Source organism: Acinetobacter sp. YH16038, from assembly GCF_013417275.1.
Taxonomy (GTDB): Bacteria; Pseudomonadota; Gammaproteobacteria; order Pseudomonadales; family Moraxellaceae; genus Acinetobacter.
In genome coordinates, this window is record NZ_VPEG01000004.1 from 148,311 (window position 1) to 175,082 (window position 26,772).

Below are 26,772 nucleotides of genomic sequence, written 5' to 3' on the forward strand. Positions count from 1 at the left end.
TGGGTCGTCTTATTGGGCTGGTTGAGTCGAAGTTTCTGGTTTTGCCAATGGCAAACGATTCGATGAAATTTGACGCGCAATTTGCTGTGCAATGTCATCAATAATGACTTGGTTTAAATATTTTTGTTCCTGGTCATCAGTGTTGACGGTTTCAATATCATATTGATAGGTACGAGTTGCTACCACAGTACGTGGTTCAGTCACCGGATTGCCTTGTGCATCTTCGATTCGGAAAGTCACATTCAGACGCAATAAGGTTTCCACCAGTTTGCCATTCAATTCTAAACGGCGAGGGGTGTAATCTAGGACACGTAAGACATAAGCATCAGGTGCATTACTCAGCTGTACTCCAGCAGCACCCAGGTAAACAGCCAGTTTTTCCTGAAGATCTTCAGTATTGTCAGGGAGGGCCAGACTCATGACTGAGTAAGCTACAGGTGCGGAACTCGGATTGGTTCCTTTTAAATGAAAGCCACAGCCGACGAGGCCTGCACTTAGACCACAAGTTAAAACAATTGCTGCTAAACGTTTGCCTAAATGCATGAGTATCCTCTTTTCCCTTGGGGAAATATTTGAAATCCTGAACCGGATTGTAAAGTCAAAGCCCGTTGGCTGGCAACGGGCTTTGTTTGGAATTGTTTTTTAATCCCTCCCTACCTCCCTTTAAAAAAGGGAGGAGAACCCATTTTTTATATATGGACGGGAATTCCCCCTCTTTATTAAAGAGGGGTTAGGGGAGATTAAATCCCTCCAAACCTCCCTTTCTTGCGCTTCAATATAAAGCAGTGCTTTATATCTTGCTCAAGGAGGCTTCAAGGAAATTAAACCACCAAGTTCACTAACTTATTCGGCACCACAATTTCTTTCTTGGTTGGACCAGTCAAGAATTGCTGAACTTCCGGCAATGCTTTGGCTTGAGCAAGAATGTCATCTTTAGATGCATCCACAGACACTTCAAGTTTGCCACGAAGTTTACCGTTCACCTGAACCACGATGGTTTGTGTATTACGAGTCAATGCAGATTCATCCACTTGTGGGAACTGCGCTTGAGTTAACTCGATTCCAAACTGAGCCAATAAAGTCTGGCTTAAGTGTGGTGCAAATGGTGCAAGCAAAGTTAAAAGCGTAGTGATCGATTCACGAGCTACAGCAACGTCATTGTCATCTTTCGCTTCAAACTTGTTGTTCGCATTTAACAGTTCCATCATCGCTGCAATGGCAGTGTTAAATGCATGACGACGTTCAATGTCATCACCCACTTTCTGGATGGTTTCGTGAGTCTTGCGGCGTAAATCTTGCGCAGCTGTAGAAAGAGCGGCTTTATCGAAGTCAGTCGCGGTATTACCTTTTTCAAGGAAACCGGTTGCCAAACGCCATACACGTTTCAGGAAGCGGTTTGCACCTTCAACACCGGCATCAGACCATTCAAGTGATTGATCAGGTGGGGCTGCGAACATCATGAACACACGTGCAGTGTCTGCGCCGTATTGGTCAATAATCGCTTGCGGGTCGATACCGTTGTTTTTCGATTTCGACATTTTTTCCTGACCGCCAACAATGACGTCCTGACCATCACCTTTGTATTTCGCAGAAGTGATGCGACCTTTCTCATCACGCTCAAGTTCGATGTCGGCAGGGTTGAACCAGGTTTTCTTGCCAGACTCAGACTCACGGTAATAAGTATCCGCAAGCACCATACCTTGAGTGAGCAAGTTAGTGAACGGCTCGTTACCTTGTACCACGCCTTCGTCACGCATCAATTTGTGGAAGAAACGTGCATAGAGCAAGTGCAGAATCGCGTGTTCAACACCACCGATGTATTGGTTTACAGGAAGCCAAGTTTGACCTGCTTCAGGTTTTACCATGCCATCAGTAAAGTCTGGAGATGCATAACGTGCATAGTACCAAGATGATTCTACGAAGGTGTCGAGCGTATCTGTTTCACGACGTGCATCGCCACCACAGCAAGGACAAGTGGTTTCGTAGAATTCAGGCATCTTGTTCAGTGGGTTACCTGAACCGTCTGGAACAACGTCAGTCGGAAGTACCACAGGAAGTTGATCTTCAGGTACCGGCACTTGACCGCACTTGTCACAGTTGATCATTGGAATTGGACAACCCCAATAACGCTGACGAGATACACCCCAGTCACGTAGACGGAATTGAACTTTTACATTCGCAAGACCTTGTGGTTCAAGTTTCGCCAAGAATGCATCAAATGCGCCTTGGAAGTCTAAACCGTCAAATTCGCCTGAATTAACCAGTTTACCGTCTTTAGAGCCGTACCATTCTTGCCATTGAGTTGCGTCAAAGTCTGTATCTTCTGCACCTTTGGCATCAATCACTTGCTTGATGGTTAAGCCATATTTATTGGCAAATTCGAAGTCACGTTCATCATGTGAAGGCACCGCCATCACCGCACCTGAACCGTAAGACATAAGCACGTAGTTTGCGATCCAGACTGGAACTTCTTCACCTGTTACAGGGTGTTTCACAGAAAGACCTGTTGCCATGCCTTTCTTCTCAGCAGTCGCAAGATCCGCTTCTGCCACAGAACCCATACGGCATTCTTCGATGAATGCTTGAAGTTCAGGATTGCCTGCTTCTGATTGGAGGGCAGCTGCTTTTAGCGCCATTGGATGTTCTGCTGCCACAGCAACATAGGTCACACCCATCAATGTGTCGGCACGCGTGGTAAATACAGTTAAACCGTCTGCATACACGTCTGGATTCGCTGAAGGGAAGGTGATTTCCATACCTTGTGAGCGACCAATCCAGTTGCGTTGCATGGTCAGGACTTGTTGTGGCCAGCCGTCTTTTAATGTTTCAAGATCGTCCAGTAATTCTTGCGCATAATCAGTGATGCGGAAGTAGTACATTGGAATATCACGTTTCTCAACCAATGCACCTGAACGCCAGCCGCGACCATTTTCAACCTGTTCATTGGCAAGAACTGTTTGGTCTACTGGGTCCCAGTTGACTGTAGAAAGTTTACGGTAGATCAGGCCTTTTTTATAAAGCTGAACGAATAGCCATTGTTCCCAGCGATAGTATTCTGGTGTGCAGGTTGCGAATTCACGATCCCAATCTACAGACAGGCCAAGTTTCTTCAACTGATTACGCATGTAATCAATATTTTCGAAAGTCCATTTTGCAGGAGCGACCTGGTGTGCAATTGCAGCGTTTTCCGCAGGAAGACCGAAAGCATCCCAACCCATGGGTTGTAATACAGTTTCACCTTTTAAACGGTGAAAGCGGCTGATCACGTCACCAATGGTATAGTTACGCACATGACCCATATGCAGTTTGCCACTTGGGTAAGGGAACATCGAGAGGATATAACGACGTGGACCTTCTACAGTGTCGGCAACTTTAAAGGCTTTGCGAGATTCCCAGTCCTGCTGGACTTGAGGTTCAATCGCACTGGCTTGATATTCTGAGTCAATGTGAGTAGTCATATACGTAATACAAGAGAACGGTTAAAAAAAATATAAGGCACAGCATAGCGCAAAATGCACCTAAAAGTGAATTTTGCGGATGGTATTCTGCAGGAAAAATCTAAATTGGCAGACGAGTATGATTAGAAGGCTACACGCTCAGACTGACCACGTTGTAAAGCTTCATTGGCTTCACGCTGTTGCTGCTCATTTTCAGAAACGACAGGCACAGGTGCAGATGAGTTTGAGTTACCCGTTTCGGTCCGGTTCTCATTTTCGGTTGTTCTTGCTGGAGTAGGCGCGGAATTGGTCCAGCCATAGGTTTCTACTTTGCTTTTATGCTTGGCATTTTTAGGAGGCGGGGTTTTGGTATAGTGAGTCACGCCTTTGGCATCGACCCATTTATAATATTCAATCGCTAAAGCAGAGCTGCTTGCTACACCTAAAACAAGCGTAGTGGTAAAACTTAATGCGGTCAGGAAAGATCTTTTCATGAGTAAAAGTCCTGAAAATTTCAAGCGGTTAAATAGGGTTGTTATTGTAGAGAATTTTTTGCCATAAGATGATTTTTAATTCAATTAATTTTGTGATCAATAGCGGTCTTAACGTTCTGAGCTGATACCTAAAAAGAGTAATTTTATATAAAAAGAAATTTATTTATAAACAGTTGCATTGAATTTCTTTAAAATTCATTCAATTTTTTTATATAAGACATATTAAAAATTTATAAAATTAAAGTTTTAAGTGTATGAAATTTATTGATTTAAATTTAAATTTTAAAGCTAAAACCCAGAGTTAAAGTCGAAATTGTCTGTAAAAGCAGCAAATTTTAGACGTATAAACAATAATAGCCTGTTTTTTAAACTTGACTTTAAAGGCTGAAAACACAAGAATGCAGCAATAGTTTTATATGCCTTAGATCGATCACCCTTCGAATAAGTGTCATGTCATGCAATGGGCAATTTTTCTAGCCGAAAAATTGAACAAAGCGAACAAAATATGTTTACCCCAACATGTTTTAGATCTTGTATTGCTCGAACAGCAGGTAGATCGGATTTTTATTCCTATTGCTTTGAAAACTATCAAATTTGTGTGCTATAACAGTGCAGACAGTTAATGAATGAACACTGCAAATGCCTCCCATTTGTGCAGTGAATAATATAGGGTGAATCACGTTGGAACTTCTATCTGGTGGTGAAATGCTCGTTCGCGCATTAGCGGATGAAGGCGTTGAACATGTTTTTGGATATCCAGGCGGCGCAGTACTGCATATTTATGATGCGCTATTTCAACAAGACAAAATTAATCATTACCTCGTACGTCACGAACAAGCTGCCGGTCACATGGCGGATGCTTACTCACGCGTAACAGGTAAAACTGGTGTTGTGCTGGTCACTTCTGGTCCAGGCGCGACCAATACCGTTACTCCAATTGCAACGGCTTATATGGACTCCATTCCAATGGTGATCCTGTCTGGTCAGGTTGCAAGCCATTTGATCGGTGAGGATGCGTTCCAAGAAACTGATATGGTCGGTATTTCTCGCCCAATCGTGAAGCACAGCTTCCAGGTTCGCCATGCCAGCGAAATTCCTTCAATTATCAAAAAAGCATTCTATATCGCGTCATCTGGCCGTCCAGGTCCAGTCGTAGTTGATATTCCTAAAGATGCAACCAACCCAGCAGAGAAATTTGCTTACGAATATCCTGAAAAAGTGAAGATGCGTTCGTATCAACCACCATATCGTGGTCACTCAGGTCAAATCCGTAAAGCGATTGATGAACTGATTCATGCGAAACGCCCAGTCATTTACTCAGGCGGTGGTGTGGTTCAGGGCAATGCTTCAGCACAATTAACTGAGCTTGCACATCTATTGGGTTACCCAGTTACGAATACCCTGATGGGTCTTGGCGCATTCCCGGGCGATGATCCACAATTCATCGGCATGTTGGGTATGCACGGAACTTACGAAGCCAACATGACCATGCACAATGCAGACGTGATTCTGTGTGTAGGCGCGCGTTTCGATGACCGTGTAACCAATAACCCGGCGAAATTCTGTCCGAATGCCAAAGTCATTCACATTGACATCGATCCGGCGACCATTTCTAAAACCATCATGGCGCACATTCCAATCGTGGGTGCAGTAGAACCTGTGCTGAACGAAATGCTGAACCAGTTGAAGCAAATGAATGTGTCCAAGCCAAATCCTGAAGCGATTGCGGCATGGTGGAAACAGATTGATGAATGGCGTCAGGTTCATGGTTTGAAGTTCGATGTACCGACTGATGGCTCAATGAAGCCTCAGCAAGTGGTTCGTGCTCTAGACAAAGTCACCAATGGCGAAGCGATCATCACGTCTGACGTTGGTCAGCACCAGATGTTCGGCGCGTTGCACTATCGCTATAAGCGTCCTCGTCAATGGATCAACTCTGGTGGTCTAGGTACGATGGGTGTTGGTCTGCCATATGCAATGGCGGCTAAGCTTGCATTCCCGGATCAGCAAGTAGTTTGTATTACTGGTGAAGCATCGATTCAGATGTGTATCCAGGAACTTTCTACCTGTAAGCAATATGGCTTGAACGTGAAAATCCTGTGCCTGAACAACCGTGCCTTGGGTATGGTGAAACAGTGGCAGGACATGAACTACGAAGGCCGTCACTCTAGCTCTTATGTAGAGTCTTTACCTGACTTTGCAAAATTGATGGAAGCTTATGGTCATGTGGGTATTCAGATTGACCATGCGGACGAGCTTGAGTCTAAGCTTGAAGAAGCGATGGCAATCAATGATAAGTGCGTATTTATTAACGTAATGGTTGACCGTACAGAACACGTATATCCAATGCTAGTTGCGGGTCAATCGATGCAGGATATGTGGTTAGCAAAAGGGGAGCGCACGAAATGAGACATATTATCTCTGTACTCGTAGAAAACGAAGCAGGCGCGCTTTCTCGCTTGGTGGGTTTATTCTCACAACGCGGCTACAACATTGAAACATTGAACGTTGCGCCAACTGAAGACCCAACACTTTCACGTCTGACTTTGACGACTTATGGTGATGATCACAAGATCGAACAGATCACTAAACAGCTGAACAAGCTGGTAGAAGTGGTTAAAGTGGTGGATCTGTCTGAAGGTGCACACATTGAACGTGAATTGATGCTGATCAAAGTGAAAGCTTTAGGCGCAACCCGTGATGAAATCAAACGTACGACCGATATTTTCCGTGGTCAGGTGGTTGACGTAACACCAACAACTTACACGATTCAAATCGCGGGTACGACTGAAAAAATCGACGGTTTTATTGATGCATTAGCAGAAAACACGATTTTGGAAGTGGTGCGTTCAGGCGTATCAGGTATCGCACGCGGCGAAAAAGTACTAACCATCTAAATTTTTTAAATTATTTCCTCATTCTAATAAGAAGGGGGCTTCAGGCAATGTGATCAAGGATCATTGCCTGATGAAACGGACACACAAGCATTTAAGCGGAGACAGCAATGCAAATTTTTTACGATAAAGACTGCGACTTATCTATTATCCAATCTAAGAAAGTAGCAATCATTGGTTATGGTTCACAAGGTCACGCACACGCGCTTAACCTTAAAGATTCTGGCGTTGACGTAACTGTTGGTCTACGCGCGAATTCTACTTCTTGGAAAAAAGCTGAAAACGCTGGTCTTAAAGTTGCTGAAGTTCCTGCTGCTGTAGCTCAAGCTGACGTAGTAATGATCTTGACTCCAGATGAGTTCCAAGCTCAACTTTACCGCGACGTGATCGAGCCAAACATCAAAGAAGGCGCGACTCTTGCATTTGCTCACGGTTTCTCTGTTCTTTACAACCAAGTTGTTCCACGTAAAGACCTAGACGTAATCATGGTTGCGCCTAAAGCTCCTGGTCACACTGTACGTTCTGAATACCAACGTGGTTCAGGGGTTCCTGACTTAATCGCGATCCACCAAGATGCTTCTGGTAATGCACGTAACGTTGCGCTTTCTTACGCTTCAGGCGTAGGTGGTGGCCGTACTGGTATCATCGAAACTTCTTTCCGTGAAGAAACTGAAACTGACTTGTTCGGTGAGCAAGCGGTTCTTTGTGGTGGTGCTGTTGAACTGGTTAAAATGGGCTTCGAAACTCTGGTTGAAGCTGGTTATGCGCCTGAAATGGCTTACTTCGAATGTCTACACGAACTTAAATTGATCGTTGACTTGATGTTCGAAGGCGGTATCGCTGACATGAACTACTCAGTATCTAACAATGCTGAATACGGCGAATACGTAACTGGCGTTGAAGTAATCAACGAACAGTCTCGTGAAGCAATGCGTAATGCGCTTAAACGTATCCAATCTGGTGAATATGCGAAGATGTTCATCCAGGAAGGTGCGTTGAACTACCCATCTATGACTGCTCGTCGTCGTCAAAACGCTGCACACGGTATCGAACAAACTGGTGCTAAATTGCGTGCAATGATGCCTTGGATCCAAGCAAACAAAATCGTTGATAAAGAGAAAAACTAATTTCTTGGATCATTTGATTTGAATGCGAAAACCCACTCACTAGAGTGGGTTTTTTTATATAGTCGAATAATAATTTAAATAAATATAAAAAGATAAGATGAAAGATCGAACTGAATTTTTAATATAGAAAATCATATCTATGCTTGGACTGAAGTAGGAGTAGGTGATCAAGAGTTTGAGCAATATGCATTCGAATTAAAAAATACCAAAACTTCATGGCAGCAAATCCAAACAATTATTTATCGTGATGTATTGTGTGGTAGTTGGCTTTCATTAAGTTTGTGGTTAGCTGTCTTAATTTTAATTTTATTGCTTAGAGCAGCTTTGTTGGTTGACTGGGGATTTGAAGATAAAATGTTATCTCAAAAAAATAAATCATATTCAAAAATGGCAACTATTTTACAAGTTGAATTCATTGGCATGGATCAGGTATTTAATCGGTTATTAGTTGAGCATAAGTATAGTAAAGAAGTTGAAAAGGTAGATGGAACAGACATAAAGCATCAGCAAGTTTGATAATGTAAAAAATGCTAAGCTCCCATAAATCAATTCATAAAACGGTCACACCTTAATTTCATACTTGATCAAAAGTATAGATAGTTATATCTCATTAACTTTTAAATGCTTGGGAATAACCAAATTTTGATTAAGACCAAGGCAGAAAGTGGCTCACAGATACATTTTCACCAAAGTCTTGGGCGCTATAACTGCACTATACTCGAAACACATTCGAGCCTTCTCAGGTTTTGTTGAAGGCTAGATAAATATTCCTAAAGAATGAATTTAATGTAGTGATCCAGACGTATTTCAATGAATACCAGTACAAATAAATCATCTATTAACAGTTCAAGGATAGGTCGGATTGAAAGGTTAAAAATATAGTGCAGGAGGCGATGGCCAGCGGTGGAGCAGTGATCGCTAATGATCATGGACGTACTGATTTACAGGTGCAACATGATTGGACAGGTTGGCTGAGTAGGTTGAGATAGTGGCAAGAATTCATCTGTTAGATGTCTGAATTAAGCGATTTATAACGATTACAGAAGGATGCGGACATTAACAAACTAAAAAGGTGAATAGCGATTATCTCATGTGTCAATTTGAACAAGCTCTATTTTTCAGTCGTGCAAAACCTGAAATACAGGGCATAAAACAATAAGAGCTCTACAATGAAATTTCAGAATGCAAAACTAAAATTTTTAGAAATTGATTTAAAAGGCTGTATTTATCTTAATCATTTTTCACATTCAGAACGCATTGCAGCTTTTTTCAAAATCATTAGCCGGTTGGGCAATGGCGTATTCTGGTATTTGATGCTAATTGCCGTCTGGCTGATTCAGGGCCTGATGTATACCTTGCAGATTGTTTATCTGGTGTTTGGCAGTATGGTTGGAACCCTGATTTATAAACTTTTAAAAACCAAGACAGTACGGCCACGTCCTTATCAGGTCCATCAGGTGATTCGGCTCTGTGAGCATCCGCTGGATCATTTTAGTTTTCCTTCGGGACATACCTTGCATGCAGTGATGGTGACTATTGTGCTGGGTTATATCGTGCCTTTTTTACTATTTTTGATGCTGCCATTTGCTATTCTGGTGGCGATCTCTCGAATGGTTTTAGGCTTGCATTATCCAAGCGATGTAGCGGTAGGGGCAATATTGGGCGCGCTGGTAGCCACCATGATTGTATTTACGGCACCTTTTTTTAATATCATGTTGTAAAAAATCACAAGATGATCCGGCAAAGACTCGCAGAAATTTGCAGATTTGCTAAAGTACTACATCACAGTAAATAGGCTTAGGAATAGACATGGGTTTACGTTGGACAGATACCCTCGATATCGCGATTGAATTGTATGAAGCGCATCCAGACGTGGATCCGCAATGGGTTCGCTTTACTGACTTGCATGCCTGGGTATGTGCACTTCCTGATTTCGAAGACGATCCAACCAAATCAACCGAAGGGCTTCTGGAAGCCATTCAAATGGCATGGATTGACGAAGCACGTTAATTACCAATTGAAAAAAGCAATTTTTTTACAGTTTAAAGGCAGAAAAAAGTCCATTATTCGGTATAATGCGGCAAATTTTCATGTCAACAATTGACTTAAGGAGCCAATCATGGCTATTGAACGTACATTATCTATCGTAAAACCAGACGCAGTTGCTAAAAACCACATCGGTGACATCTTTGCTCGTTTCGAAAAAGCAGGTCTTAAAATCGTTGCGACTAAAATGAAACACCTGACTCAAGCTGAAGCTGAAGGCTTCTACGCTGAGCACAAAGAACGTGGTTTCTTCGGTGACCTAGTTGCATTCATGACTTCTGGTCCAGTTGTTGTTTCAGTTCTTGAAGGCGAAAACGCTGTTCTTGCTCACCGTGACATCCTTGGCGCGACTAACCCTAAAGAAGCTGCTCCTGGTACAATCCGTGCAGACTTCGCTGTAAGCATCGACGAAAACGCTGCTCACGGTTCTGACTCTGTAGCATCTGCTGACCGCGAAATTAACTACTTCTTCGCGCAAACTGAGATTGCTCCACGTACTCGTTAATACGCAGTATTCAAACCAGATAAGTGTTATTATACTTATCTGGTTTTTTTATTCTCTGAATAATTCTTTGCTCAGATATTGAGCTTCTCCTTTCATCTTTAGACATGGTTTAGGTATACACATGAGTACTGAAGTGGTCGCTACATCAGCAGTTTCTGATGCACAGCAACAATCTCCGTCCACTCCTGCACAGCAAAATTCTGTGGAAAAAGTGAACTTACTAGGCATGTCACGTCCGCAAATGGAAAAATTCTTCGAAGATATGGGCGAGAAGAAGTTCCGTGCCGGTCAGGTGATGAAATGGATTCATCAGTATTTCGTGACTGATTTTGCCGAGATGACCAATATCTCGGGCAAGCTGCGTGAAAAACTGGAAAAGATTTGTGAAATTAAAGCGCCAGAAGTGGTGCATAAAAACTATTCTAAAGACGGTACCCGTAAATGGGTGTTCCGTGTCGGTGATGGTGATGGCTCTCTGGTTGAAACCGTGCTGATTCCGGCAGAAGACAAAACCGGCTCACGTAAGACCCTGTGTATTTCTTCACAAGTGGGCTGTGCCCTGGACTGTTCATTCTGTTCAACCGGTAAGCAAGGTTTCCAGCGTGACCTGACTCAAGCTGAAATCATTGGTCAGTTATGGATGGCCAACTACTCCTATATGGAAGAAGTGCCTGTGGCTGAGCGTGAGCGTTCAGTGACCAATGTGGTGATGATGGGCATGGGCGAGCCATTGCTGAACTATGATGCTGTATTAAACTCTATGCGCATTATGCTGGATGATTTTGCTTATGGCATGTCTAAACGCCGCGTAACGCTTTCAACTTCAGGTGTCGTGCCGAAAATTGACCAGTTGGCACAAGATATTGATGTGGCTTTGGCGATCTCATTACACGCAACCAATGATGAACTGCGTAATGAACTGGTGCCAATCAATAAAAAATATCCGCTAGAGCAGCTTATTGCCGCTTGTCAGCGTTATATCACTAAAGATGGTAATGAAAGTGCGCGTAAGCACGTAACCATCGAATACGTAATGCTGGATGGCGTAAATGACAAGCCTGAACATGCCCAGCAGATGATCAAGCTGCTCAAAGATCTGCCAAGCAAGATTAACCTGATTCCATTTAACCCGTTCCCGCATGCGCCATATGGCCGTTCAAGCCGTAACCGGATTATTTCTTTCCAAAAAACTTTGTCTGATGCCGGTTTTGTGTGTACGATTCGTCAGACACGTGGTGATGATATCGACGCTGCGTGTGGACAACTGGTAGGACAAGTCGCTGACCGTACCCGTCGTGCGGAACAGTGGAAAAAGAAAATTGCGCAGTCCAACGAGATTATGCGCTCACAAGGATAACAAGAGGTCGCCAATTGAGTAATCTGACATCTAAACTTGCTTTGGTTTCAGTAGTATGTGGGTCTTTGGTTTTAACTGCGTGTCAAACGCCAGATCTGGGTCAGAAGGACCCGGAAAAAGCCACCAAGGTTCGTACTCAGTTGGCGGTTGAATATCTTAAAAACGGTGATCTGGATTCAGCTAAACGTGCGCTGGATCAGGCACTGGAAACTAATCCGCGTGATTCGCAAGCCAATATGATGATGGGGGTGCTGCTTCAGCAAGAAGGCAGCAAACCTAATCTTGAAAAAGCTGAAGGTTATTTCAAGCGTGCAATTTCGGCAGATCCAAAAAATGCCCAGGCACGAAATAACTACGGCACCTATTTATATCAGCTTGAGCGCTATAAAGATGCAATCGACCAGTTCGAAATTGCCGGCGCAACTTTAGGTTATGACCAGCGATTTCGTGCCCTTGAAAATATGGGACGGATTTACCTGAAACAGGATGATCTGGTGAATGCTGAAAAATCATTCAAACAGGCACTACAGGCTAATCGCGCTTCGTATATATCAATGTTAGAGTTGGCAGAAATTTTTTATCTGAACCAGCAGTTCCCGGCCGCGACTCAAATGTATGAACAGTTTGTACGTGGCGTGGGGCAGAAAAACCAGAGTGCCCGTGCGCTCTGGATTGGCATTCGCACTGCGCGTGCCAGTGGCGATCAGTTAGGCATGCAGGTATTGGTGAATCAATTACGTGCATTGTTCCCTGAAAGCCCGGAATACCAACGTTATTTGCAATTACAGTACAGTACTGAGGCCGTATGGAAGTAAATCCTAATTCAGATTCGAATAATTCGAGCGTAGCTCCAAACGCGTTAGGAAATGTTCAGCGTCCAGGCGAGTACTTACGCAAGATTCGTATTAATCAGCAACGTGAGCTTGAAGACGTTGCCAAAGAACTCAATATTCCGGTAAAGACCCTGAATGCCTTGGAAAAGGATGATTATAAATCCTTGCCTGAAGCGACTTTTATTAAGGGTTATTACCGCACCTATGCCAAATATCTCGGTGTCGATGCTTCTAGCCTGATTCAGCGTTTTGATGAAATTTATGCCAATGATACCGGTATGGTTGCAACGCATGCTCTGAAAGATTCTCCAATCAAGATCATGGGTAAATTGCCAGGATCAAAGCGTGATCGTAACCGCAAATGGTTAAAACGCGGTCTGATTGCGCTGGTCGTAGTACTGATCTTGGGTGCACTGGTCGCCATGATCCAGAACTGGTCAGAAAGCAGTTCAAATAATGCTGAAGTTGCTGACACTTCTTCTGATGTTGAGATTTTGAATCTGGATGCCGGTGCTGCCATGTCCGGTGATCAGCTTAAGCTTGATTTTAGCCGTCCAACCTCTGTGCATATTGTAGATGCAGGCGGTAATGTGCTGGCCACTGGCCGTCAGGCGTCTACTATAGAGCTGAACGGTGAAGCGCCATTCCAGATCCGACTGGATGATGCGACAGCAGTATCACTCAGTTTAAATAATGAAAGTATTGCATTGTCACCTTATACGGTTAACGGAAAAGCAGATTTCCGTTTATCACGTTAATGGTGAGCAGATAGGGCGAAATCATGATCGTAAATCCAATTCAGCGCCGTCCAACACGTAAAATCCGTGTCGGTTCTGTCTATGTCGGTGGTGATGCACCGATCACTGTTCAGTCAATGACCAATACTGAAACCTGCGATGTCGCAGCAACTGTTGCACAAATTCAGCGTTGTGTAGATGCAGGTGCGGATATCATGCGTGTCTCTGTCCCAAGTATGGAGGCAGCGGCTGCATTTGGTGAAATCCGTAAGCAAGTCGACGTACCACTGGTTGCAGATATTCACTTCGACTATAAGATTGCGCTGGCTGTTGCTGATCTGGGTGCAGACTGTCTGCGTATTAACCCGGGGAATATCGGTTCAGAAGCCAAGATTCGTGAAGTCGTGGCAGCAGCACGTCACAACGACATTTCCATGCGTATTGGCGTGAATGCCGGTTCACTGGAAAAAGATATTCAAAAGAAATATGGCGAACCAACTGGTGAAGCATTGCTGGAATCTGCGATGCGTCATATCGACATTCTGGATCGCCTGAATTTCCATGAATTCAAAGTATCGGTCAAAGCATCAAACGTGTTTTTGACGATGGATGCCTATCGTCTGCTGTCTAAACAGATTGATAATCCACTGCACTTGGGTGTGACTGAAGCGGGTGTGTATCGTACTGGTTCAGTGAAATCAGCGATTGCTTTGGGTGGTCTGCTGATGGAAGGTATTGGCGATACCATGCGTATTTCTCTGGCAGCTGAGCCTGAAGAAGAAATCAAGATTGGTTTTGATATCCTGAAATCGCTGGGCCTTCGTTCTAACGGAATTAACTTCATTGCCTGCCCAAGCTGTTCACGTCAGGAATTTAACGTGATTAAAGTAATGCAGACCCTTGAAGAACGTCTGGAGGATGTCCGTGTTCCGATGGATGTGTCTGTAATTGGCTGTAAAGTGAATGGTCCGGGCGAAGCCAAAGAAGCCGATATCGGTGTAGTAGGTGCAAGTCCGCGCTCACTGGTGTATCGTAATGGTGAAAAGAGCCATTTAATCGATACCAATCAACTGGTTGATGAAATCGAATCAATGGTTCGTCAACGTGTTTCCGAGCTTGAAGAAGCCAAATCAAAAGAAATTATTCGCACAAGTTTTTCTGAGTAGATCATGAGTTCAATCGTCGCAATCAAAGGTTTTAATGACATTCTCCCAACGCAAACCCCAGCTTGGAGACGTCTTGAACAGCATCTGTCAGGTCTGATGGATGCCTATGGCTATCAACAGATCCGTTTGCCGATAGTTGAACAGACTAATCTGTTTAAACGTTCGATTGGTGATGCCACAGATATCGTTGAAAAAGAAATGTACACCTTTCTGGACAAAGGTAATCCGCCTGAGTCTCTGACTTTACGTCCTGAAGGAACAGCGGGCTGTGTACGTGCGATGCTGGAACATAACCTGCTTCGTGGTGCGACCCCGAAAGTCTGGTATATCGGACCGATGTTCCGTTATGAAAAACCGCAAAAAGGCCGTTACCGCCAGTTTCACCAGTTTGGTGTGGAAACATTTGGTGTGGCAACGCCTGATCAGGATGCAGAATTGATCCTGATGACAGCACGTCTATGGAAACGTATGGGTGTGGCTGACAAGGTGCAGTTGGAGCTAAATACTTTGGGTGAGTCTGATGAACGTGCAGCGTATCGTGCGGCGCTGGTAGACTTCCTACAAGCGCATAAAGCGGATCTGGATGAAGATTCTCAACGTCGTCTGACGACTAATCCGCTACGTATTCTGGATTCTAAAGATGCCAAAACTCAAAGCATCCTAGAAAATGCACCAAAACTTCACGACTTTATGGGTGAAGAAACACTGGCGCACTTTAACCAGTTGCAACAGTATTTGTCAGATGCTGGTATTAGCTTCGTTATTAATCAAAAACTGGTACGTGGTCTGGACTACTACAACAAAACCGTATTTGAATGGACCACGACTCATTTAGGTTCACAAGGTACTGTGTGTGCTGGTGGTCGTTATGACGGCTTGGTCGGTCAATTGAAAGGCAAAGCGGATCAATCTGTGCCTGCAGTTGGTTTCGCGATGGGGATGGAGCGATTATTGCTTCTACTGGAACAGGTTGAAGACAATACTCCAGTACGTGATTGCGAAGTATTCCTGGTTGCTGATCCTGCTTCGCAAGGTAAAGCACTGGTATTGGCTGAACAGATTCGTGATCAATTGGAAGCTGCAGGCAGTAATATTCGTCTGAAAGTCGGCTCACAAGGTTCAATGAAATCGCAAATGAAAAAAGCCGATCAGGCCGGTGCTTTATATGCAGCCATTATCGGTGAGCGTGAACTTGAAGCACAAAGCTTTACGGTGAAAGAGCTGGCGACGGCAGAGCAATCTACTGTGCCATTTGCTGACTTTGTCGCATTTTTCAGTACTAAAATTTCTTCAAAATAATCGATAAAACATTAGGAAAAAGGTAATCGCATGAGCGCAATGACTGATGATGAACAACTTGAAAGTTTAAAATCCTTCACGAAGAAGTATGGTTCTTCGATCATTATCGGGATTCTGGTTGCGCTGATTGCCTTTTTCGGATGGGAATATTGGCAGAAGAAAAACCTGGCGGAATCGCAAATGCAGACTGCCAAGGTTCAGCAACTGATGGATGAAGCACAGGCTGCAGATGGTGATGCTTTTGCCAAGCTATCTGAAACTGCAGACAAGATTGTCAAAGAAGCGCCAGATTCAGCTCAAGCGATTCAAACCCAGTTGGTCATGGCGAAACTGGCTTATGACAAGCAGGATTACGCTGCCGCTGAGAAAGCATTACAAAAAGTTGAAAACTCTAAAGTTGACGATAAAGGTCTGGTTCAGGTCGTTAAATTGCGTCTGGCTTATGCACAATTAGCACAGAAAAAATATGATGCAGCTCTGAAAACTTTAGATGCAGTGACTGAACCAGCATTTAAAGCAACAGCGGATGAAGCACGTGGCGATATCTATGTTGCCAAAAATGATATTGAAAATGCCAAAAAAGTATATCAAAGTGCATGGGATGCTTTGATTGAACGTAAAGAAGAACGTCAAATTTTACAAATTAAGCTCGAAAGCGTAGGCGTGTTGGTCGATGACCCGGAAATCGAACGCCCAATTATAGAAACACAAGTGGAAGAAGCTGAATGAACAGAACATATAAAATCACCTGTGCTTTAACTGTTTTAACTCTTGCACTCGCTGGCTGTGCGGGTAAGACCAATAAAGTACCAGAAGTAAAACCGAATCCACTTCCAAAAATCAGTCAGACTAAAACACTTGTTCCTGTATTTTCGACCAGTGTTTCTTCAACAGAGAAGGCTGATCCGCTACGTTTACGTCTGGATGCGGATAACGGAGTCGTATTTGCGATCGACCCTAAGGGTGAAGTCACTGCTTTTAATGGCAAGCAGCGCCTGTGGCAGAAAAAAGTCAGCAAAGATACTTTAAGCTCTGGCGTTGAAGCCGCTGATGGGATCGTGGTGGTTGGCAGTAACAAAGGCCAATTGATCGCGCTAGATCAGCAGACTGGCGAACAACGCTGGACTGCACAATTGACTGGTGCCATCTTGGCGCCTTCTTTGATTCATGCAGGTCGCGTAATTACTGTCACTAATGACGGTACTGTATATGCTCACGAAGTGGCCTCAGGCGCTCAGGTCTGGACCTATGATTTACCGAATGTCCAGTTTAGCCTGCGTGGCATGGCGGCTCCGGTGCCTTTAGATGCGCGTAATGTATTGATTGCGACTTCAAATGCTTATATTTATGCAATCGATGCCTTAAGTGGTGTGCCTAAATTGCAGCGCCGTGTTGCAATCTCGGATGGTCGTTCGGACATTCAGCGTTTGATCGATATTGACGGTGATCCTGTCGTAGCAGGTCAGTTTATTGTGACCACCAGCTATCAAGGTCAGGTGACTGTATTTGATCTGGCTTCACAACAGGTGATCTGGAGCGAAGATGCCAGCAGTATCCAGCGTCCGGAAGTGGTGGGCAATGGCGTCTTCGTTGCCCAAACTGATGGTAAAATCAGTGCTTATGAAATTACCACTGGTCAGCCTTTATGGGAAAATGATCAGTTGTTGAATCGTCAGCTGAGCAATCCGGTAATGCTCGGAACTGAGCTTGTCGTAGGTGATCTGGACGGAGTATTGCACCTGCTGAATCCATCAACAGGGCAGATTATTGGCCGTGCTAAAACTTCTGGTGAAGTGCGTCATTTACGTGTAATTGACAACCAGCTCTATGTTTCTACACGCAAGGGTGCATTAAGCATCTGGCAGAATCGTTAATTTTTGTTTGGCTTATGCTAAAATAAGCCAACCGTATTTTTTACGCGGGGTGATTGAATGTTCAATGCCCCGTGTTTTTATTTATTTTAGGCTTTAATCCTATTCCCTTTTTCTTCCAAAACTTTCTGATGTTCAGGCCATTTTTAGACAGCCTGATATTGAATAAAGGTTAATCTATGAAACCCGTAATTGCGCTCATTGGTCGTCCGAACGTCGGAAAATCAACTCTGTTTAACCAGATAACCAAGAGCCGTGACGCATTGGTGGCAGACTTTGCTGGTCTGACACGCGACCGTAAATATGGTGATGCGATCTATCAAAACAAATCTTTCATTGTCGTGGATACTGGTGGTATCGGTGAAAATGAAGGCGGTATTGACTCCTACATGGCTGAGCAGTCTAAAACTGCGATCCATGAAGCCGACATGATCATTTTTGTGGTCGATGCACGTGCCGGACTACTGGCATCTGATGAACAGATCGCTCGTGAACTGCGTACTTTGGGCAAGAAAGTTTTCCTTGTAGCTAACAAAGTTGATGGCGTACATGCTGAAGCTGCTCTGGTCGAGTTTTATAAACTCGGTATGGGCGAGCCTATGCAAGTGGCTGCTAGCCACGGCCGTGGCGTACAGCAAATGCTGGAAGAAGTACTTGAAGATGTGCCTGAAGATGAAAGTCTAGAAGAACATGACAAGAATACTGGTCTACGTCTTGCAATTATTGGTCGTCCAAACGTAGGTAAATCGACACTAGTAAACCGTCTATTGGGTGAAGAGCGTGTTGTAGCGTTTGACCAGCCAGGAACGACGCGTGACTCAATCTATATTCCTTTTGAGCGCGATGGTCGTCAATACACCCTGATTGATACCGCTGGGGTACGCCGTAAAGGTAAGGTTGATGAAATGATTGAGAAATTCTCAATTGTGAAAACCTTGCAGGCGATGAAAGATGCGCACGTAGTGGTGATCGTGGTGGATGCCCGTGAAGGCATTGTAGAGCAGGACTTGCACCTGATCGGTTATGCACTGGAAGCTGGCCGTGCCATGGTGATTGCGATCAATAAATGGGACAACATGTCCGAATATGATCGTAAACAATGTAAGCTCGATGTAGAGCGTCGTTTTGACTTTATTCCTTGGGCGAAAATCCATTTGATTTCTGCGCTACACGGTACAGGTGTCGGTGAGATGTATCCATCGATTCACCGTGCTTATGATTCTTCACATCTGAAAGTATCACCAGCGAAGCTGACTCAGATCCTGAATGATGCCACTGAAGCGCACCAACCGCCTACTGTACAAGGTCGTCGTATTAAGATGCGTTATGCGCATATGGGCGGACAGAATCCACCGACTATCGTGGTTCATGGTAATAAAGTAGATAAGACACCTGCAGATTATCGCCGTTACTTGGAAAATGTATTCCGTAAAGTTTACAAACTTGAAGGTACACCAGTAAAAATTGAATTTAAAACCTCAGAAAACCCATTTGAAGGTCGCAAGTCACAGCTGGATGAACGTACTGCTGCGCGTCGCCGTCGTTATGTACAGAAATTCAAGAAAGCCGAGAAAAAATTTAAACGTGGTTAATTGCCATAGTTAAATAAAAAAGCCTGCGAAAGCAGGCTTTTTTATTTATTCATTTTTTAGATTGAGCATTTTTTTGCTTTTTGATAAATACGGATATTTTCAAGATTAGCTAAAGCTACGTCAGCATCGGCTTGAGACGCGGCAATATTATTTTGATTATTATTGCCAGTAAAAGCATTGGTAATTTCAGTTGCGCGCGCAACTGTTTGTGATTGACCTGCAAAAGCAGATAGCGCACCACTTGCAATACCTGCCAATTTAGAAACAGGATTATTGGCTTGAGCATTCGCTTGGTTTAGTGCATTTTGACTTGCTTCTAAGGTGCGTTCAAAACTGCGCGCTTCTACTGCCAAATCCGTACAATCTAAACCTTTTAAATATGTTGTTGAGTAGACACCGTTATTTTGATTTGAAGCATTATTATAATTAGAAGCATAGGCACGGTCTGCACGTGCAACAGCAGCATTCGCCTGTGCACGGCTGCGCTCCATATTTGCTTCAGCCTGATCCATGATGGCGCCGTTTCTAGCTCCCATAACTGCAGTAGCAGCTTCTAGCCAGGAGCCAGCTTGTGTTGAAAATGATAGTGTAGCAATTGTCGTACTGAATATGATTCGCTTAAACATATGACCCTCTGTTTTTCTATGTATAAAATTGTAGCTGGATTGTAACTATTTTTTATTCGATTAAAAATAGCTTGAAAGCTCAATTATTTATTTTGATTTACAGTATATTTTATTGTTTTAATTAAGTTTTATTAAAATATATTTTAAGATATTACCTATAGTTTGTCAGAGAGGCAATCAGGTTGATTTATACTGAAGGCCTTAAAAGTAACATTTTTTATAAGGGCGACTATTTTTGAAGTCTATTATTCATATTGATTGGATCGCGCTGGCACCACGACTTAGACATTTACAAGACTTAGATCGGAAAACCTATATTCAGCAGCGTAAACAATTAATTTATAACTATCGTAATCAGTTGCTAGCTGCACATTTAGGTTGTGTTATTGACCAGCAGGACTTTACTACAACCGAATACGGCAAGCCTTATTTTCCAGCCCATCCAGACTTTGGTTTTAATCATACCCATAGCCAAAACTTCTATGCATTAGCAACAAGCAAAAGTATTCAGAATTTGGGGATCGATATCGAAGAACTTAATCGAAATGTACGTTTTGAAGCCTTAGCCCAACATGCTTTTCATCCTGAAGAGCTGAAACAGTGGCAGGCATTGGGTTATGATCCTGAATACTGGTTTAAAGTCTGGACCACCAAGGAGGCGGTCCTAAAAGCGTCAGGACTTGGAATCCGGATAAACCTGAATGAGCTGAATACCCAGATTCATCCACATCAGGATGGAGGACGTTGTGAACATCCAGAAATTGGAATTTATGCCTATCAAAACTATATCTTAGCGGGTTGCATGCTCACTGTGGCCTGGCAAAGCGAGCATTCCTGTAAAGGCTTAAGATTTCCAACGATTCAGATTCATCAAGCTGTTTAAAAGTAGAGTAAGCCCAAAATATTTCTTATTGTTTGGCAATCATTAAATTACTCAGCCGGTTAACGAACTGTGGACTCATTCGAGATAAGTGAAATAAAAACTTACTCTTGAATCCGACTGGATGATGCGTCACTTGCCAGATCGAATCTTTTAGCTGTGCCAATTTGAAAATATCTTGTGCAACATCCTCAGCTTTTAGATGCACGCCCATTTTTTTGATACTTTCGGCCTGCATATCTTTCACCATTGCAGTGCTAACAAAAAGCGGCATCACATCAAATACCCGAATGCCATATTTTTGCCATTCGATATCTAGTCCTTCAGTCAAACCACGAACCGCAAATTTGCTGGTTGCATAGGAAGCCAGATCCGCTTGGCCATAAATCGCCGATGCTGAAGACAGGTTAATGACCCGGGCAAAGGAAGCCTGCTTTAAGTAGGGTAAAGCAGCATGACAGCCATTCAGGACGCCTTTGATATTCACGTCAAGGGTGCGATGGTGATTAGTAATATTCGTTTCTTCAAAAGGACCGGAATATAAAATCCCGGCATTATTTACCAGAATATTGATTTCACCTGACCAGGATGCGAATTCAGATAGAGCAGTCTCCCATGACGCATAATCGGTTACATCCAGAAAGCCGGCTTTGGCATGTTCACCGAGTTGCTGGGCCAATTGTTCTGCCTGTTCAAGATTAATATCATAAATTCCGACTTTATAACCTTGCTGGTAAAATAGCCTGGCTGTCGCGGCACCAATTCCTTGTGCTGCACCACTAATCAATATACTGTGCATGTGCTTGATCTCCTTATTGTCTTTTTTTCTTGAGCATAGCAAGAAACAGGCAAAATAATGCGGCTATTTGGTAAAGAAGAGGTTTTACGGTGGAACAATTACTCCAAGTCATGCGTGAGTTACGTGAAAAATGTCCATGGGATCAGCAACAGACTCCCGAATCTTTAACCAAATATGCGATTGAGGAAGCCTATGAAGTTGAAGCAGCAGTGCGCTCTGGCCAAGCTGATGAGGTGCGGGATGAACTGGGTGATTTGCTGTTACAGGTCGTATTTCAGTCACAAATGTATAGCGAGCAGGGCGCTTTTGATTTTCATGATGTAGTTCAGGCGATTACGGATAAGCTGATTCGTCGTCATCCGCATGTATTTCAGGCTGAACAGTTTGCACAGCTGAGTCCTGAAGATGTCTCGGTACTCTGGAAAGAAATCAAGCAGAAAGAAAAACAGGGTAAGCCACGTTCACGTTTGGATGAGATCAAGCATGCACCTGCACTGCAACAGGCGGATGAGATCCAGAAAAATGTCGCCAAAATCGGCTTTGACTTTCCAGATGTCGCGGGTGCCTATGGCAAGCTGGAAGAAGAACTGGCTGAACTCAAAGAAGCCGTTGCTGGACAAAATTCCGATGAAATACTCGAAGAATTTGGAGACTGCTTATTTTCACTGGTGAATGTTGGTCGTAAACTTGGTGTCTCAAGCGAGATGGCATTATTGGGCACGATCCATAAATTCCGGACTCGCTTTGCCCTGATGGAAGATCGGGCAGAACAACAGCAACTCAATCTGGAAAGCCTGTCATTGGCTGAATTGGATCAGCTCTGGGAACAGGCCAAATTAGAATTAAAACAAAGAGCCGCTCATGAACAAAGTACAACATCGCATAGGTCCAGCATGGATTAATACTGTCCTGCTAGGCATTTGGCTGGCCTATACTTCAATTGGAACAGTACATGCAACTGCAACCGATTATGCAGAATGGAAAGTACGTCAGCAGCAGCATGATGCACGCCTGAAGAAGAAAATTGCTGCTGCTACCCCCGTTTCTGAAAACAATCATTATCTGGCTAAACCTGCATTATCCGCCTCTTCAGCTGCTGATAAAATCAGTCTGAATCAGGCCAGTATTGAGCAGTTACAGCAGTTAAATGGCATCGGGCAGAAGAAAGCGGAAGCGATCATTGAATACCGGCAGAAAAACGGTAAATTTAAAACAATTGAAGATATTCAACAGGTCAAAGGCATCGGGCCGGCCTTATTTGCCAAAAACAAGGATAAACTGGCTTTGTAACCCTGCTGAATTTATTGTAAATAAGCCATCCATCTGAACCATGAGAATGACATAATCAAATTGCCCTTTAGCGGTGTAAGCGATATGATTAGCGTCATCTTAGAATTTTACGTTCAGACGTAGGAGACAGCGTCTTTTGCAAACTTTGCGCGCGTCAAAATGTGGTTTATCAACCGCTCAATTACCTTCTTATATTCTCGATGTGATTGATGCCTTAACCAAGGCAGGCTATGAAGCTTATATCGTAGGTGGTGGTGTCCGGGATCTGATGCTGGGTTTAAATCCCAAAGATTTCGATGCAGTGACCAATGCTACACCAGCTCAGGTTAAAGAAGTGTTCGGACGGCGTTGTCGGATTATCGGACGACGTTTCGAGCTGGCGCATGTCTATTCGGGCCGTGAACTGGTTGAAGTGGCAACTTTCCGTGCGCCTCCTAAAAAAGCGGTGACCTCTGCAGCAGGGATGATCCTGCGCGATAATAACTGGGGCACCATTGAGCAGGATTTTGCTCGTCGAGATTTTTCGATCAATGCCATGTATTACCAGCCACGCAAAGGTATCGTGCTGGATTTTTGCAATGCAGTAGATGATATTAAACACAAAACGCTGCGTTTACTGGGTGATCCGACTCTAAGATTTGAGGAAGATCCGGTCCGGATGCTGCGAACTTTACGTTTTGCAGCCAAACTCAATTTCAGTATTGATAAAGCCATTCTGGATATTTTCACTCCGGAAATGACCCAGCTTCTACGTGATGTGTCTCCACACCGTCTCTATGATGAATCGCAAAAGCTGTTTACTATAGGACATTTGAATCGTGTGTTGCCAATGCTGATTGATTTTGGCATCTGGCGTCAGCTGTTTGCCGATATCAAGCCAAACATTACTGCATTTATTGAACTGGCAGCGAAAAATACCGATCAGCGTATTTCGATTGGCAAGACCATCAACCCGGCTTTCTTCTATGCGGTATTGTTGTGGCAACCGTTCCTGGAGCGCTGTGATTTTTATCTGTCTAAAGGGGTAGTGCCTGCGGAAGCACGTGCGCAAGCAGGACTGGATGTACTGAAACGTCAGGCTACCCGTACTGTGATTCCACGCTTTGCGGAAACTTTCATTCGTGAAGTCTGGGAAATGCAAACCCGCTTGCTCAATCCAAAACCGCAACAGATTGAAGCATTATCAGGTCATGCACGTTTCCGTGCCGGCTTTGACTTTTTGTTGCTGCGTGAAAAATCAGGCGATGAAACTGCACAAGGTATGGGAAGCTGGTGGGAAGCCTATCAGCAAATGGGCAGCGATGAAAAAGAGCGCGCCATTGCCCAATATAACCGTCAGCGTGCCAAGAGCCGTCGCAAGGCTTCTCAGGAAGAACATCTGGAACAGCGTCTGGCTGCACAAGATGTAGTAACCGAGATTGAACCTCTGGTGAATGAGCCGGAACCACGTAGCCGTCGTGCGCGTAAAGCCAAATTTGAGAATGAGCGTAGCAAACCGGTTTCTCATGTGGCGGCCAGTGCCAGCGGCGACATTGGTGCAGACCATCCAATTACCAAGCGTAAACGGGTGCAGCGTGATTTAAGCCAGGTTATTTTTGGGCCTACACAATGACAGTGACCTATATCGGTTTAGGAAGTAACCTGGGCGATTCACGCCAGATTCTGGCTGAAGCCGTGCAAAAGCTGGCAAGTCTGGGGCAGGTCAAAACCTCGCATCTATACCAAAGCCCACCTATGGGGCCACAAGATCAGCCGAATTATTTTAATGCTGTCGTACAGTTAATTACGGATCTGGCACCGCTGGATCTGCTGGATCGTCTGCAAGCCTTCGAACAGGAGGCTGGGCGTGTGCGTCTACGTCATTGGGGTGAACGTACCTTGGATCTGGATCTGCTTATTTATGGTGATGAACAGATTCAAAATGAACGGTTAACCGTACCGCATGTGGGCGTGCTGGAACGTGATTTTGTATTGGTGCCATTACTGGATATTGATGACGACTTGCAGCTGGATGGAAATACATTAAAAGACCTGGACATCGTCAAGCAATCAACCTTAACGGTTTTTGACCGCACGAATTGGGCAAATATTTAATTTTTAATTATTGGCATGTTCGAGAGAACTTCAATAATAGAGGAACATCTTCATGATCAGTCTCAGTGATTTAAGACGATATAAAGCGGAAGGACGCAAATTTTCTTGCCTGACTTGCTATGACGCCAGTATGGCCAAAGCCATGGAAATTGCTGAAGTTGACAGTATTCTGATAGGCGACTCTTTGGGTATGTCGATTCAAGGTCGTGATTCAACCTTGCCTGTGACTGTAGAAGATATGGCTTACCATACCGCAGCGGTACGCCGTGGCAATCAGCATGCACTGATTATGACTGATCTGCCATTTATGAGTTATGCCACTCTGAATGATGCATTACAAAGCTCAAAAACGGTGATGCAGGCCGGTGCACAAATGGTCAAGATGGAAGGTGGTGCCTGGTTGGCGGAAACCGTTCAGGTTCTAACCCGTAACGGGATCCCAGTCTGTGTTCACTTGGGTCTCACACCGCAGTCGGTGCATGTCTTTGGTGGCTATAAGCTACAGGCCCGTACCCGTGAAGCGGCCGATCAACTGATTGCTGACTGTAAGGCAGTGGTTGAAGCCGGTGCAGCAGTGCTGTTGCTGGAATGCGTGCCTGCACAATTGGGTCAGGAAATTACTGAACTTTTCCCGCATATTCCAGTGATTGGCATTGGAGCAGGGGCAGCCACTGATGGCCAGGTACTGGTCGTTCAGGACATGCTCGGTCTGACCTTTGGCCACACTGCAAAATTTGTACGTAACTTTATGAAAGAACAGTCTGGTGCGACTGCAATTCTGGATGCATTTAAAGCCTATCATGCGGCTGTTTTAGATGGTTCATTCCCAGCACCTGAACAAACATTCCAAGTCGAGTTGTAACATGAAAACAGAAACAACCATCCAAGGATTATCTGCTTCGCTCAATCCTGCACGTTCTGCGCGTAAAATTATTGGTTTTGTCCCGACCATGGGCAACCTGCATCAGGGGCATCTGAATCTGGTGCGTGAGGCGCGTAAACTGTGTGATGTCGTTGTTGTGAGTATTTTCGTTAATCCGATCCAGTTCGGACCTAATGAAGATTTTGATAATTATCCCCGTACTTTAGAGCAGGATCAGCAGTTACTGGCAGATGTAGGTTGTGACATTGTCTTTGCCCCAACTGTAGAGCAGATGTATGGTAACAAGCCACGTCTGACCAATATCAGTGTGTCTGGTATCACCAATGATCTATGTGGCTTACAGCGTCCGGGTCATTTTGATGGTGTGGCGGTCGTGGTGACCAAGTTATTTAATATTGTTCAACCTAACTATGCTTTCTTTGGTCAGAAAGATTATCAGCAATTGGCTGTGATTCGTCAGTTTGTTCAAGACCTCAATATTCCGCTGGAAGTGATTGGTGTACCGATTGCTCGTGCTGAAGATGGTCTGGCACTTAGTTCGCGTAATGGCTATCTAAGCGAGCAGGAACGTGCGACAGCACCGGTTATTTTCCAGAGTCTGAAAACTGCTGAGCAGCAGTTACATGCAGGTAAAACTTTGGAGGAAGCACTGGCAGGTATCCGTCAAACTTTGACAGATGCAGGTATGGTAGTGGACTATATAGAAGTCCGTACACCGGAATTGCAGAAAATTGATGAATTTAATCAGGATGTCGTGATTCTGATCGCGGCGAAATTAGGAAAAACTCGTCTGATTGATAATCTGCAGATCAAATACGCAGCTGGATAAGTAAAAGGATCGT

The 26,772-nt window shown here is 44.1% G+C and carries 27 protein-coding genes; 22 read left to right on the top strand and 5 right to left on the bottom strand.

Annotated elements, in window-relative coordinates; translation table 11 throughout:
• Positions 1-9 precede the first annotated feature (9 nt).
• From lptE to FTV34_RS02160, 3 genes are all read right to left on the bottom strand, one after another.
• A complete protein-coding gene (gene lptE / locus FTV34_RS02150; RefSeq protein WP_166136360.1) occupies positions 10-543 on the bottom strand; it encodes an LPS assembly lipoprotein LptE in 534 nt (177 codons plus the stop codon).
• Positions 544-821: 278 nt separating this feature from the next.
• Positions 822-3,458: a leucine--tRNA ligase gene (leuS, locus tag FTV34_RS02155; RefSeq protein ID WP_180068667.1), complete on the bottom strand. Its 2,637-nt coding sequence runs from the start codon at positions 3,456-3,458 to the stop codon at positions 822-824.
• A gap of 122 nt (positions 3,459-3,580) precedes the next feature.
• Positions 3,581-3,931, bottom strand: coding sequence for a DUF4124 domain-containing protein (locus tag FTV34_RS02160; RefSeq protein ID WP_180068668.1), 351 nt, complete (start codon positions 3,929-3,931; stop codon positions 3,581-3,583).
• 681 nt (positions 3,932-4,612) lie between these two features.
• Here FTV34_RS02160 and FTV34_RS02165 point away from each other — a divergent pair.
• From FTV34_RS02165 to der, 15 genes are all read left to right on the top strand, one after another.
• The gene (locus tag FTV34_RS02165; protein ID WP_004782089.1) at positions 4,613-6,340 is read left to right on the top strand and encodes an acetolactate synthase 3 large subunit; all 1,728 of its coding nucleotides are present in this window, start codon (positions 4,613-4,615) and stop codon (positions 6,338-6,340) included.
• A complete protein-coding gene (gene ilvN, locus FTV34_RS02170; protein WP_004782091.1) occupies positions 6,337-6,828 on the top strand; it encodes an acetolactate synthase small subunit in 492 nt (163 codons plus the stop codon). Before FTV34_RS02165 ends, ilvN begins: the two co-directional genes overlap by 4 nt.
• A gap of 107 nt (positions 6,829-6,935) precedes the next feature.
• Entirely contained in the window at positions 6,936-7,952 is a 1,017-nt protein-coding gene (ilvC, locus tag FTV34_RS02175; protein ID WP_005232140.1) for a ketol-acid reductoisomerase, read from the top strand.
• A gap of 279 nt (positions 7,953-8,231) precedes the next feature.
• Positions 8,232-8,468 (top strand): hypothetical protein, encoded by a 237-nt coding sequence (locus FTV34_RS02180; RefSeq protein ID WP_180068670.1) that lies wholly within the window; start codon positions 8,232-8,234, stop codon positions 8,466-8,468.
• 653 nt (positions 8,469-9,121) lie between these two features.
• Positions 9,122-9,673 carry a phosphatase PAP2 family protein gene (locus tag FTV34_RS02185; RefSeq protein WP_004782094.1) on the top strand — a complete coding sequence of 184 codons (552 nt, stop codon included), beginning with the start codon at positions 9,122-9,124 and terminating at the stop codon, positions 9,671-9,673.
• A gap of 88 nt (positions 9,674-9,761) precedes the next feature.
• Positions 9,762-9,962 carry a Fe-S cluster assembly protein IscX gene (gene iscX, locus FTV34_RS02190; RefSeq protein WP_005232138.1) on the top strand — a complete coding sequence of 67 codons (201 nt, stop codon included), beginning with the start codon at positions 9,762-9,764 and terminating at the stop codon, positions 9,960-9,962.
• Positions 9,963-10,071: 109 nt separating this feature from the next.
• Positions 10,072-10,503 carry a nucleoside-diphosphate kinase gene (gene ndk, locus FTV34_RS02195; RefSeq protein WP_004782097.1) on the top strand — a complete coding sequence of 144 codons (432 nt, stop codon included), beginning with the start codon at positions 10,072-10,074 and terminating at the stop codon, positions 10,501-10,503.
• A gap of 121 nt (positions 10,504-10,624) precedes the next feature.
• Positions 10,625-11,860, top strand: coding sequence for a 23S rRNA (adenine(2503)-C(2))-methyltransferase RlmN (gene rlmN, locus FTV34_RS02200; RefSeq protein WP_005232136.1), 1,236 nt, complete (start codon positions 10,625-10,627; stop codon positions 11,858-11,860).
• 14 nt (positions 11,861-11,874) lie between these two features.
• Positions 11,875-12,675: a type IV pilus biogenesis/stability protein PilW gene (gene pilW, locus FTV34_RS02205; protein ID WP_180068672.1), complete on the top strand. Its 801-nt coding sequence runs from the start codon at positions 11,875-11,877 to the stop codon at positions 12,673-12,675.
• A complete protein-coding gene (locus FTV34_RS02210; protein WP_180068674.1) occupies positions 12,666-13,451 on the top strand; it encodes a helix-turn-helix domain-containing protein in 786 nt (261 codons plus the stop codon). Before pilW ends, FTV34_RS02210 begins: the two co-directional genes overlap by 10 nt.
• A 23-nt stretch (positions 13,452-13,474) precedes the next feature.
• Complete coding sequence (gene ispG / locus FTV34_RS02215) at positions 13,475-14,596, top strand: flavodoxin-dependent (E)-4-hydroxy-3-methylbut-2-enyl-diphosphate synthase (RefSeq protein WP_004782104.1); 1,122 nt, start codon at positions 13,475-13,477, stop codon at positions 14,594-14,596.
• A gap of 3 nt (positions 14,597-14,599) precedes the next feature.
• The gene (gene hisS, locus FTV34_RS02220) at positions 14,600-15,895 is read left to right on the top strand and encodes a histidine--tRNA ligase (RefSeq protein WP_180052460.1); all 1,296 of its coding nucleotides are present in this window, start codon (positions 14,600-14,602) and stop codon (positions 15,893-15,895) included.
• A gap of 30 nt (positions 15,896-15,925) precedes the next feature.
• Complete coding sequence (locus FTV34_RS02225) at positions 15,926-16,624, top strand: tetratricopeptide repeat protein (RefSeq protein WP_005232125.1); 699 nt, start codon at positions 15,926-15,928, stop codon at positions 16,622-16,624.
• Entirely contained in the window at positions 16,621-17,769 is a 1,149-nt protein-coding gene (gene bamB, locus FTV34_RS02230; RefSeq protein WP_180011822.1) for an outer membrane protein assembly factor BamB, read from the top strand. The genes FTV34_RS02225 and bamB overlap by 4 nt, the downstream gene beginning before the upstream one ends.
• 176 nt (positions 17,770-17,945) lie before the next feature.
• Positions 17,946-19,358 carry a ribosome biogenesis GTPase Der gene (der, locus tag FTV34_RS02235; protein WP_180068676.1) on the top strand — a complete coding sequence of 471 codons (1,413 nt, stop codon included), beginning with the start codon at positions 17,946-17,948 and terminating at the stop codon, positions 19,356-19,358.
• A gap of 56 nt (positions 19,359-19,414) precedes the next feature.
• On the opposite strand, the gene FTV34_RS02240 is transcribed toward der, so the two are convergent.
• Complete coding sequence (locus FTV34_RS02240; RefSeq protein WP_180068678.1) at positions 19,415-19,984, bottom strand: hypothetical protein; 570 nt, start codon at positions 19,982-19,984, stop codon at positions 19,415-19,417.
• Positions 19,985-20,228: 244 nt separating this feature from the next.
• Here FTV34_RS02240 and FTV34_RS02245 point away from each other — a divergent pair, with 244 nt between their 5' ends.
• Positions 20,229-20,867, top strand: coding sequence for a 4'-phosphopantetheinyl transferase superfamily protein (locus tag FTV34_RS02245; protein WP_262738153.1), 639 nt, complete (start codon positions 20,229-20,231; stop codon positions 20,865-20,867).
• A 25-nt stretch (positions 20,868-20,892) separates the two neighbouring features.
• Here the strand turns inward: FTV34_RS02245 and FTV34_RS02250 are convergent, their stop codons facing one another.
• Positions 20,893-21,663 (bottom strand): SDR family oxidoreductase, encoded by a 771-nt coding sequence (locus FTV34_RS02250; protein WP_180068680.1) that lies wholly within the window; start codon positions 21,661-21,663, stop codon positions 20,893-20,895.
• Positions 21,664-21,752: 89 nt separating this feature from the next.
• Here FTV34_RS02250 and mazG point away from each other — a divergent pair, with 89 nt between their 5' ends.
• The 6 genes from mazG (at position 21,753) to panC (ending at position 26,759) form a co-directional block, all read left to right on the top strand.
• On the top strand, positions 21,753-22,565 hold the full coding sequence (gene mazG / locus FTV34_RS02255) for a nucleoside triphosphate pyrophosphohydrolase (protein WP_179992369.1): 813 nt from the start codon (positions 21,753-21,755) through the stop codon (positions 22,563-22,565).
• Positions 22,525-22,953 carry a ComEA family DNA-binding protein gene (locus tag FTV34_RS02260; RefSeq protein WP_159124105.1) on the top strand — a complete coding sequence of 143 codons (429 nt, stop codon included), beginning with the start codon at positions 22,525-22,527 and terminating at the stop codon, positions 22,951-22,953. Before mazG ends, FTV34_RS02260 begins: the two co-directional genes overlap by 41 nt.
• Positions 22,954-23,089: 136 nt before the next feature.
• Entirely contained in the window at positions 23,090-24,565 is a 1,476-nt protein-coding gene (pcnB, locus tag FTV34_RS02265; RefSeq protein WP_180068682.1) for a polynucleotide adenylyltransferase PcnB, read from the top strand.
• On the top strand, positions 24,562-25,047 hold the full coding sequence (gene folK / locus FTV34_RS02270) for a 2-amino-4-hydroxy-6-hydroxymethyldihydropteridine diphosphokinase (RefSeq protein ID WP_180068684.1): 486 nt from the start codon (positions 24,562-24,564) through the stop codon (positions 25,045-25,047). Before pcnB ends, folK begins: the two co-directional genes overlap by 4 nt.
• A 52-nt stretch (positions 25,048-25,099) precedes the next feature.
• On the top strand, positions 25,100-25,909 hold the full coding sequence (gene panB, locus FTV34_RS02275) for a 3-methyl-2-oxobutanoate hydroxymethyltransferase (protein ID WP_004782128.1): 810 nt from the start codon (positions 25,100-25,102) through the stop codon (positions 25,907-25,909).
• 1 nt (position 25,910) lies between these two features.
• Entirely contained in the window at positions 25,911-26,759 is an 849-nt protein-coding gene (gene panC, locus FTV34_RS02280; protein WP_180068686.1) for a pantoate--beta-alanine ligase, read from the top strand.
• The last annotated feature ends 13 nt before the right edge of the window (positions 26,760-26,772 follow it).